Raw genomic sequence first — 9,557 nt, forward strand, 5'->3', positions numbered from 1 at the left:
GTTACTCCCGTTGCTCCGGTTACCCCAGTTGCTCCCGTTGATCCGGTTACTCCCGTTGCTCCGGTTACCCCAGTTGCTCCCGTTGATCCGGTTACTCCCGTTGCTCCGGTTACCCCAGTTGCTCCCGTTGATCCGGTTACTCCTGTTGATCCGGTTACTCCCGTTGATCCGGTTACCCCAGTTGATCCGGTTACCCCAGTTGCTCCGGTTACCCCAGTTGCTCCGGTTACCCCAGTTGCTCCGGTTACCCCAGTTGCTCCGGTTACCCCAGTTGCTCCAGTTGGTCCCGTTACGCCAGTTACCCCGGTTGCGCCAGTTGGTCCTGTTAACCCAGTTACTCCGGTCGGTCCTGTTACCCCTGTTGCGCCAGTTTGTCCTGTTACACCAGTTACTCCGGTCGGTCCTGTTACACCAGTTACTCCGGTTACTCCTGTTGCTCCGGTTGGTCCTGTTGCTCCGGTTGGTCCTGTTGGTCCCGTTGCTCCTGTTGGTCCGGTTGGTCCGGTTGGTCCTGTTGCTCCTGTTGCTCCTGTTGCTCCTGTTTTACCTCTATTATGACAATGATCTATTATAAAAAGAGGTTCACATGGATCTATATAATCTAAATATCTAATACATCTTTTAGGACTTCTTTTCTTGTGGTTACAAGAACATTGATAATTATTACAAATAGGACATCTCGTTTTATTTGAGTCCATTAATATCACCTACCATCATATACATACTATTCTCGTGAAATAGATTAATATTAGGCGAATTGTAGTGTGACAGAAAAAAAATCGGATAATCATCTCATTCATGGTAGTCTGATAATTATGTATTTCTCTAGCATGGCTATTAAAGTGTAAAATGAAAATGGGATATGCTTATATCTAAAATATTCCTGTAATACAATATAGGTATCAGAATTAAAAATTTCTTAATCTATTAAAACCCTCAAGTAAAACTATTAACATTTTTGACAACAAAACAAAAAAACGGCTGAAGAATACTCTCCAATCGTTCTTTTAAATATATCCAGAAAAATGAATCAGCAAAGGCTTTTATCTGTAATTTCCACTTTCTAAAATGTCTTTTCTTCCAAATTCACATTGTCCTCAAAATACTTTTTATTATTAATAATGGTTTGATTAGTGGGATTATATTTAAGCGCAATTTCATTATGTTCATATGATTTTTTTAATTGATTTAATCGATGATATAAAACACATAGCTGTAAATGAGGCAACCAAGTAAAAAAGCTTTTATTTTGAAAACTAAGTTTTAAATCATTTTTGTATGAAATCGCTTTTTCATACCAATGGATCGCTTCTGTATTTTTATTTTGTTCCATAAAATAAAAACCTACACGACAACAAGCTTCAGGGCGTGGCACATCATATTGAAGAGATCTCAATGATGACTTAAATGCCATTTCTTTATCTTCCAAGAAACTATAACAATCTGCTAAGTTAAAACACGCGCGTATATTATCCTCAATCCAGCCCAATTTTGAATCAAGGAAAGTATCATATTGAATAATGGCTTCCTCATAACGAGCATGGTCTTTTAATTCATTTGCGAAGTAAAAAGTATCACGAGCCGAGAAAGGCTGGTCGTCCTTTAACATTTTTTCATAAATTCGTATATTACGATCGCTATCGTGACTAAGTGGCATATGCGATACAGCTACTTCACTATCAAATAAGTTACCAGAGACTGCTAGAAATTCATGGACAGACCCTACCCATTTAAAATTATTTTCTTTTTTCACCAAACGATATCTTCTTAATGAAGTAATGACATTTCCTTCTGCATCATGTGATAAATTATAGTTCATTGAAACTGCATCAATTGCAGATTCTAAAGTTTCCTTTAATACTTTCAGTTTCTCACGATTTTCATCTGTAAAAATATCATCTGCATCTAGCCACAAAATGTAATCCGATGTTGCCTGTTCAAATGAATAATTTCTGGCAGCCGCAAAATCTCCAATCCATTCAAAATCAAAAATACGATCCGTATATTCTTTCACAATATCCTTTGTCTTATCTGTTGAACCTGTATCGATAATATTAATCTCATCTACAACATCCTTCACTGAAGCTAAGCATCTACCGATTACTTCTTCTTCATTTTTAACAATCATACATAAACTTATTGTTACCAAACAGATCCCTCCAATTCCATCCTATATTTATATGCTCAAAAGGCCGTCAAGGACATGAAAAGGTTCCTTCTTGGGTTAATTTTTTGTGTAAAAGAAAGAATTGTTACTCGCTTATAAAAATTTTGGTTTGGATTATACACTCCTATTCATCCGGAATTAAACTTTTATGTACATGTAGTCGAAATGAAATCATTTTTTAAAAATTTCTGTTTAATAATATACAATTTAGAACAAATATTTAATATAGGAAGCAGCTATTTTCTCCTATGCTAAATCAATAAAGGAAATAAAAAATTCATTTTGAGTTGGTTCGCCCAAAATGAATTTTCATTAATTCAAGATTTAATTTTCCTTCTTACTATTACTTTATTGCATCTCATCCGTTATTTTTTGACGACTAATATACCAACCATGGCCAAGAAACACCATAATGGACATCATTATAAAATAATTCTTACAAAAATAGTGTTCATGCTAGGGAAGTATAGATTAGAGACAGTATCAATAGTAGAAATAATACTTGTTAAAGAAACTCAAACTACAGCATCAATACCTAAACCGTATAATACAAATACTAAAACTTGCGCAACAATCAACTCCACTAATTGACTGGGGGTTCAAGGTATCATTTAATTAAAGAATATGTATCATCGCCACTCATTCATAGAAAACACATTATTTTTCTTGAAATCACTGATTATTTCTGGTGTTAATAAAAATTCTGATTGTTCTTTTGTTGACCAACGATAATCAATATGTTCCTTGGAAAGAACTAGATTACAATCTTTACTTCTACATAAGTAAGTTAAAATTACCACTTGTCTAGTTGGAGTGACTTTGAACGTGGTTGCATATAAAAGCTTCAGAACAGTAACATTTAGACCAACTTCCTCAATAAATTCTCGTACCAACGCCCCTTCTAAATCTTCTCCGAAATCTACTTCTCCCCCGACGCATTCCCAAGTTCCACCACCAATTTCATCATCATGAGATCGTTGAACAATTAATATTTTTCCTTCATTAAAAACAATCCCTTTTACTACAACAACAAATTTATTTATTTCTGTCAATTTTATTACCCTCCTAATATTAAAAATAAAAGGATATCCCGTATGGAATATCCTTTTGTACTTTGAACATAGTTAATTTTTAAACGACAGACTTCATAAAAGAAATAAGCTGATCTTCTTGAGCTGTGTTCACTGCAACTTTATTTTTCCCCACCTTGTGACATTTCACACATTCATGGACTAACTGATATCCCTTTTTACTTGAGTATTCTATGCCAATAGGGGCCATTAAACCTTTACATACACTAACTCGGTCACCCGGTTTATCATCCATATGCTTAGAATATAAGCAATATGGACAGTGATTACGGAAGCTCCCATTTGTTAATGGTTTAATTTTCGAGCCACATTGCTCACATTGAAATGCTGTATTTTCTGTTTTTCTGCTCACGTGCCATTCCTCCAAGATGTTATTTTCATCTATGGAGAAAGGGTTCCGTTCGTTTTTACTAGACATTGTAGCTTCAGGCTTTTGTAAGAAATGGACCCATTCACCGCCTCGATTTACGAAGCGATTACTTCTAGTTCCTGCTTCACTTGAGCTTTTTTCATCTCAAGATCCGGACCTCGATTGACTTTATGAATTTGTATCAACCACTGTAGGACAGTCAACGCCACCCTCCACTAGTAGGTGTTCTCTTTCAATCACTGACTAAGGCATCGTCCCCTAAACAGCACGTTCACTTTTAATAATGGTTTTCAAAATACCACTCCAACTCTCAATATGTTCAAAGTATTTAACTTAATTATAACAGAATTATGTTAAATATTAACTATATTGTTATATTGATATGAATTTTTTACATCTAGATTTACATAAGTATAAAAAGAGGCAAGTGCATAGTAACTTTTCTTTGAATCTACCCGACACGAAAGGAAAATACAATATTACTAAAAAAGAATACCCCGCATTACACTTCTTTCGCCTATTCTGAACGCAATCATAAAGTGTTTTATGTAGATAGTGCAAAAGATCATACAATGCAATTATTTGTTTAAAATTTGACAACTGAATTAATTAATGTGGATTTTCTCCAAATAGATAAAGAAAAAATGTTATCTCATGAGAGTCTTATTAGCAGACGAGTACCCTAATTTTCATATAGCAAAAAATTAAACCGTTACTAGAAAGTAACTCAAAGTATTTAAAACTCAGAGTCTTTAAATTTGATAAAAAAAAAGAGGGGGGTATTTCATAGCCAATATTGGTGATAGAACAAATAATTATAGTGGTTTAGAAATACCTAAGGAAAGTGTACTTTCTTATTATGATTTCAAGGCAAGCATAATAAAAGATATATGGCACACTAATGATGGGGTTATTGTAATCTTTCAGCTCTATTTTGTTTTCATTGACGCTCCAACCACTCACTTATCCGCTGCTTCTGAAAAAAGATATGCCCATTCATTTCAATAATCGGTACCTCTGGATGTTCGTATACAAAATTACTTGTTGCTTCTTTTGGCACATTTAAATATACGTGCAATTCCTTTGCATCTATTAGTTCAATTTCTTCCTCATCGTTCAGTATGTCCAGCAAGCTCTTTGCATCTGGATTGCCGAAGTTTTTCAAACCATTTCCTATTAGATAACCGGCTACTATAATACTTAATCCTAGCCAAATAAAATCATAACTCAACTTTAAAACTCCTTTAAAACCGTTAGTAACGACAGCTACTAACGGTTACATAAAATTAGATTTATCTATTTCACTAACTTCATATCCTTAACCATTTTCAAGATTTCCTTAACGCTTAAATCAGGATCAGTTGGCATGATTGTGTAATTAAAACCTTTTTCTGACCAAGAGACGCTTCGGAAAGTATTCATTTCCATGACAGAACCTTTTTGTCCGCGTACTTTTACATTTTTTTCACCTGGAATTTTTTCCGTTTTTTCACCATTATCTTTTGGTGTTGGCAAAACTGTAAGCGAGAAGTAAACAACTCCGTCCTTTTCATAGTCAATTTCTAATTCCTTATGACCAACTACATCCATTACTTCAATTTTAGCCATCTTTAATTTACTTTTTTCCGGAAAATAGAGAAATGTCTTTTTAAATACAGTTGGAAGTTCTTTAGATGTTATTTGTTCTGATTTCATTGTACTATCAATTTTTTGTATTTTCGCATCTTTTGGTAAATCAAGTGTAAATGTACTGTCAGGTATTTTCGCATCGAAATCGATTTTAGTGTACTCCGTTTGAGTATCACCACCTACAGTCGAAATGTTGGTTTTTAACACCATCCAGTTTTCTTTATCAACCCAAACTTCTATATCACCGAAAAGCGTTTTTTCTCCTTTTCCCTTAGCAACTAGATGATAAGTATCACGATTTAAGATTTTCTCTTCCCCTTTTAGTGATATATCATGCGTATCCTTCACTACTTTTAACAATTGTTCTGCTTGTTCCTTTGGTGAAGGTTGTGAAACACCTTTTAATTCATCTGATAATGACATAACAATAGCTGTATTTTGAGCTTGATCATAGCTTGTCATATTTTCCCCATCATTTACTGAAAGAGATTGTTGTTTGCCTTTATCATCGCTAATTTCAATGCGTCGTTTGCTATCTTTGCCAACCCATTCTTTAACGTGCATCTTTTCTTTAGCTAGTGTCATATCATATTCACCATAGTAAGGACCAACTGGTTTTGCTTCCTTTAATGTATTTTGAATAACTTGCTCAGGAGAAAATTTACTTTCCTCCGAAGAGCAGCCAACTAAACCAATTGTCATGACACCTACTAAACTAATCGTTTTGAATATTGTTTTCATTTCCATCACCTATTCCTTCTATTTTTGATAACTTACAGATGACACAAGTACCCATTGTTTTATGCGACAACATTTGCACCTTGCCGCCGTGTTTTTCAATTATTTGTTTCGTAATACTAAGTCCAAGTCCTGTTCCACTTTCACCCTTTTTACTGCGCGCTATGTCTGCTTGGAATAAAGGCTCGAATACGTGTTCTAGCTCTTCTTTGTCAATTCCTTCACCACCATTTTGGACTATTAAAAGTGGTCCATCTAACTGCATTTCTTGTGTAACAAAAGGGAAAACCCACTTAGGTAAGTTGTCTGAAGACACCACCGCTAGCCAAATAAAACCTTCTTTTGGTGTATGTTGAATGGCATTACTCATTAAATTATCTGTTACACGCATAAGTTGCTTTGGATTAACATTGAATATACCTTCGATTTCACTTTGCACTTCTAATGTAATATTTTTTTCATAGCAAAGTGGTTCATAATCGGACAGCAGCATATCAAAAAATTCACAGCCTTCTACTTGAACGAGTTCCATTTCATATGTCGACGATTGCAATAAGGTATACATTAGTAAATCATCTAACATATGCTGCATATAATTGGCTTTGTTAATGATGATTCCCCTATATTCCTCATACTCTCCTTCTGGTAAATTGCGTTCAGTTGACAATGACTCTGCATATGCTCGAATGGATGTTAATGGTGTTTTTAGATCATGTGAAATGGCCGCAATCATAAATTCCTTTTCTTTTTGCTCTTTAGCTATTTTCTCTCTTGCTTCTTCAATTTGCTCTCGCATACTGTAAAAACTCGCAGTTAGCTCACCAATCTCATCATTTGCTGTTTGCAGATCTTCAACTTTTTCTCTACTAGCAAAAGCCATCATTTGCTTCATCAATTGTGATAATCTTTTATTTAACTTACGATTAACTAACATCGAGACACTTATAAATATAATGCTAAAAATGCCTATGAATAGTGCGATGACAGACCATGTACGATTATTCACACCATCAATCCACTCGTCCCTAGCTAAATTGACTTCAAAAAAACCGACTAATTCATTTCTAGAAAAAACAGGTTCTTTGTACGAGTAATTCCGATAATTATTTTCAAATTGAAATAAGTTTTTATACAATGTGTCTTTAGACTGTAAAAGACTCACTGAATTCACAAGAGGATCTGAATTATACAATGGAAGTCCGTCATTTCGGTACAATACAATAGCTGTTTCTGCATTCGATAATTCCTCTACTTGCGGTCTCTTAATTCCTGGTTCATACAGATTTGGTTCTTTTAAAACAGCAGATATTTTTTGAAGTTCTGTCCACTTTTCAAAATATTCTTCTACATTGCGATCTTCATGATAAGCGTTAACCCATGCAAAGAGCGCATAAGCTGCAGCTAATGGGAGGATCATGACGATAAAATAAGACAGCAATAACCAAGTTTTCAGCTTCATAATAATTCACCTATGAAACGATACCCTTTCCCCCACACCGTTTGGATAAAATGCGGATTTTTAACCGGGTCGTTTAGCTTTTCACGAAGGCCTTTGACGTGAACGGTGACGGTTTGTAAACTGTCAGCATCTACTTGTTGCCATACATGCTGATATAATTCACTTTTCGTGAAAACTCGCTGCGGATTTTGAACCATTACATTGAATAACGCGAACTCTTTTTGTGTTAGATGGATTTCTTCGTTATGTCGGTAAACCTTTTCGTTATTTATATCGACTGTTAAACCGTTCGTAAAGGTTGTTTTAACATTTACTTCGGGAACCCCCTGATAGCGTCTCCAACGGCGAAGTTGGGATTCTACTCTCGCTTTTAACTCTGCCAGACTAAACGGTTTTGCCAAATAATCATCTGCTCCTAAATGTAGGCCCTCTACCTTATCTTCATCCTCTTTACGCGCACTAATAATGATGATTGGAACATCACTTTTCCAGCGTATATTTTGACACAGTGTTAGTCCGTCCATTTCCGGAAGCATTAGATCTACCAAAACGATGTCATACGTATTGCTCTGAAAGTCTTCCCATCCTTCTAATCCAGTCGTCGCCAAAGTAACTCCGTAGCCTTCACGTAAAAATGTATCACGTACGACCCTTGCAATTTCAATGTCATCTTCCACAAGTAATAACTGCCATTTCATAAATGATTCCTCCTGAAAACAATGTAACATAACCAATTTCCTTTTCTTGAAACTTAATAAATTCTTTATAATTACAAAAACGCAACTATTTCCATTTTAAAGTGAAACCTTCCATAATACATTAGAAATCAGAAATTACTATATGAAAACTATTTTATGAATAAGCTCTATTATGAAGATGAAGCGAAATTAGAGGAAGCTGTTGCAAAAACATTAGATCTATTATTTGGAGATGCTGAAGCTTATTGTAATGGTGTACACCTTGGATTTAAAAAGGAAGTATTAGAAATAGAATTAAAGGATACTTCTATCTATGAGAAGATTGGAATCCAATCTAGAGTAGCTGCATGCGGTTGGTTATTAAAGAAAAATAGTGATGCATAACTTTCTGCATCAAATAAATGTATAGGAAAAAAAGTAAAGGACAATTTGGTTTTGGTGTGACTACAGTGTTAGCGTCTATAGCTACTTCAATTATGGAAGGTAACCTTACTAAAGGGGTAACATTATTTGTGAAAGCTGGAGGAAAAGCGACTATCCCAGGGATATTGGTTTTGCTCGGTTAAATTCATTTTTCAAGTTCTCAAGCACTGGAGAAGAAATTCCCTAGATCTAATAATTGTGATTAAATAACTTCAAGGGATGTGAATTCTAATGCGAAAACTAAAATATTATTCGTCGCTTTCTTTTGTTGGTTATATTGCATTTTTAATAAGTAATTATCTAATATATTCTGAATTGCAATGGGTAGATACTTTAATGATAACTCTGATTATGACAGTGGTTTTAGCATTTTATAATTGGGCAAGGGATTTTCATAAGAATAGAAAAGATTAATTTGAATTAATACGTTCGAATATATCCCTACAAGTGCACTTCCGAAAAATCACACCACCTATTCTTATTTCAAGTAAAAAAAAACCAGACAGCTGTTGATAGCAATCTGGCATCCTATGTATTATTTCTCTGCTGTTCTGTTATAATCTGCTACGCTTGTAGTTTTAAATCTTTTTCTAGTCTATTCATAACTGACTCTTAAGTTAAAAGTTTATTTTTAGATTTTTTCGTTTCGCAACTTGCTCCAATTTGTTTGTACAACTTACACAATGAAAGTTTTTTGCTTTCCTCTCTTTAAAAAGCTTGTAATGCTTAGTACCTTCCAGCAATTTATACTGGTCTTTACACAAGCCACAAATTACTTCATAGTAAATCGCCATAGTTTATTTCTCCTTTCATTATTATCTGTGTACGCATTACTACGCCGCGGTTTTATATTAATTTCTACAAAAATGAACTATTACCTTTATTTATATGACGAATTGTAATATTAAGTGCAACACCAAGACAAAATAGAAAACGCCCATAACGATTCCGTGTAAAATGTAAGTTACCACACTAAACATCA

Annotated in this window: 9 protein-coding genes; 1 reads left to right on the forward strand and 8 read right to left on the reverse strand. The window is 34.5% G+C overall.

All coding sequences use genetic code 11. The annotated features are described in order from the left end of the window. The 8 genes from ACQKMD_RS19000 to ACQKMD_RS19035 form a co-directional block, all read right to left on the reverse strand. A partial coding sequence (locus ACQKMD_RS19000) for a hypothetical protein (RefSeq protein ID WP_427753924.1) occupies window positions 1–698 on the reverse strand: 698 nt, incomplete at its 3' end. Between the two features lie 365 nt (window positions 699–1,063). Beyond that, the gene (locus ACQKMD_RS19005) at window positions 1,064–2,149 is read right to left on the reverse strand and encodes a tetratricopeptide repeat-containing glycosyltransferase family 2 protein (RefSeq protein ID WP_427753925.1); all 1,086 of its coding nucleotides are present in this window, start codon (window positions 2,147–2,149) and stop codon (window positions 1,064–1,066) included. 647 nt (window positions 2,150–2,796) lie between these two features. Next, a complete protein-coding gene (locus tag ACQKMD_RS19010) occupies window positions 2,797–3,219 on the reverse strand; it encodes an NUDIX hydrolase (RefSeq protein WP_427753926.1) in 423 nt (140 codons plus the stop codon). Window positions 3,220–3,298: 79 nt separating this feature from the next. Beyond that, window positions 3,299–3,610, reverse strand: a complete 312-nt coding sequence (locus tag ACQKMD_RS19015) for an RNHCP domain-containing protein (protein WP_427753927.1) — start codon at window positions 3,608–3,610, stop codon at window positions 3,299–3,301. 958 nt (window positions 3,611–4,568) lie between these two features. After that, on the reverse strand, window positions 4,569–4,859 hold the full coding sequence (locus ACQKMD_RS19020; protein ID WP_427753928.1) for a DNA-binding protein: 291 nt from the start codon (window positions 4,857–4,859) through the stop codon (window positions 4,569–4,571). Window positions 4,860–4,924: 65 nt separating this feature from the next. Then, window positions 4,925–6,004, reverse strand: a complete 1,080-nt coding sequence (locus ACQKMD_RS19025) for a LolA family protein (protein ID WP_427753929.1) — start codon at window positions 6,002–6,004, stop codon at window positions 4,925–4,927. Further along, on the reverse strand, window positions 5,973–7,454 hold the full coding sequence (locus ACQKMD_RS19030; RefSeq protein ID WP_427753930.1) for a sensor histidine kinase: 1,482 nt from the start codon (window positions 7,452–7,454) through the stop codon (window positions 5,973–5,975). The genes ACQKMD_RS19025 and ACQKMD_RS19030 overlap by 32 nt, the downstream gene beginning before the upstream one ends. Then, complete coding sequence (locus ACQKMD_RS19035; protein ID WP_427753931.1) at window positions 7,451–8,152, reverse strand: response regulator transcription factor; 702 nt, start codon at window positions 8,150–8,152, stop codon at window positions 7,451–7,453. Before ACQKMD_RS19035 ends, ACQKMD_RS19030 begins: the two co-directional genes overlap by 4 nt. A gap of 156 nt (window positions 8,153–8,308) precedes the next feature. Between ACQKMD_RS19035 and ACQKMD_RS19040 the strand changes: the two genes are divergently transcribed. Next, window positions 8,309–8,536 carry a hypothetical protein gene (locus ACQKMD_RS19040; protein ID WP_427753932.1) on the forward strand — a complete coding sequence of 76 codons (228 nt, stop codon included), beginning with the start codon at window positions 8,309–8,311 and terminating at the stop codon, window positions 8,534–8,536. The last annotated feature ends 1,021 nt before the right edge of the window (window positions 8,537–9,557 follow it).

The organism is Viridibacillus sp. NPDC096237 (assembly GCF_050278625.1).
Classification (GTDB): domain Bacteria; phylum Bacillota; class Bacilli; order Bacillales_A; family Planococcaceae; genus Viridibacillus.

Bases quoted from the DNA above. Each gene is read 5' to 3' on its own strand.
- ACQKMD_RS19025 (WP_427753929.1), bottom strand. From the start codon at position 6,004: ATGGAAATGAAAACAATATTCAAAACGATTAGTTTAGTAGGTGTCATG.
- ACQKMD_RS19035 (WP_427753931.1), bottom strand. From the start codon at position 8,152: ATGAAATGGCAGTTATTACTTGTGGAAGATGACATTGAAATTGCAAGG.
- ACQKMD_RS19030 (WP_427753930.1), bottom strand. From the start codon at position 7,454: ATGAAGCTGAAAACTTGGTTATTGCTGTCTTATTTTATCGTCATGATC.
- ACQKMD_RS19040 (WP_427753932.1), top strand. From the start codon at position 8,309: ATGAATAAGCTCTATTATGAAGATGAAGCGAAATTAGAGGAAGCTGTT.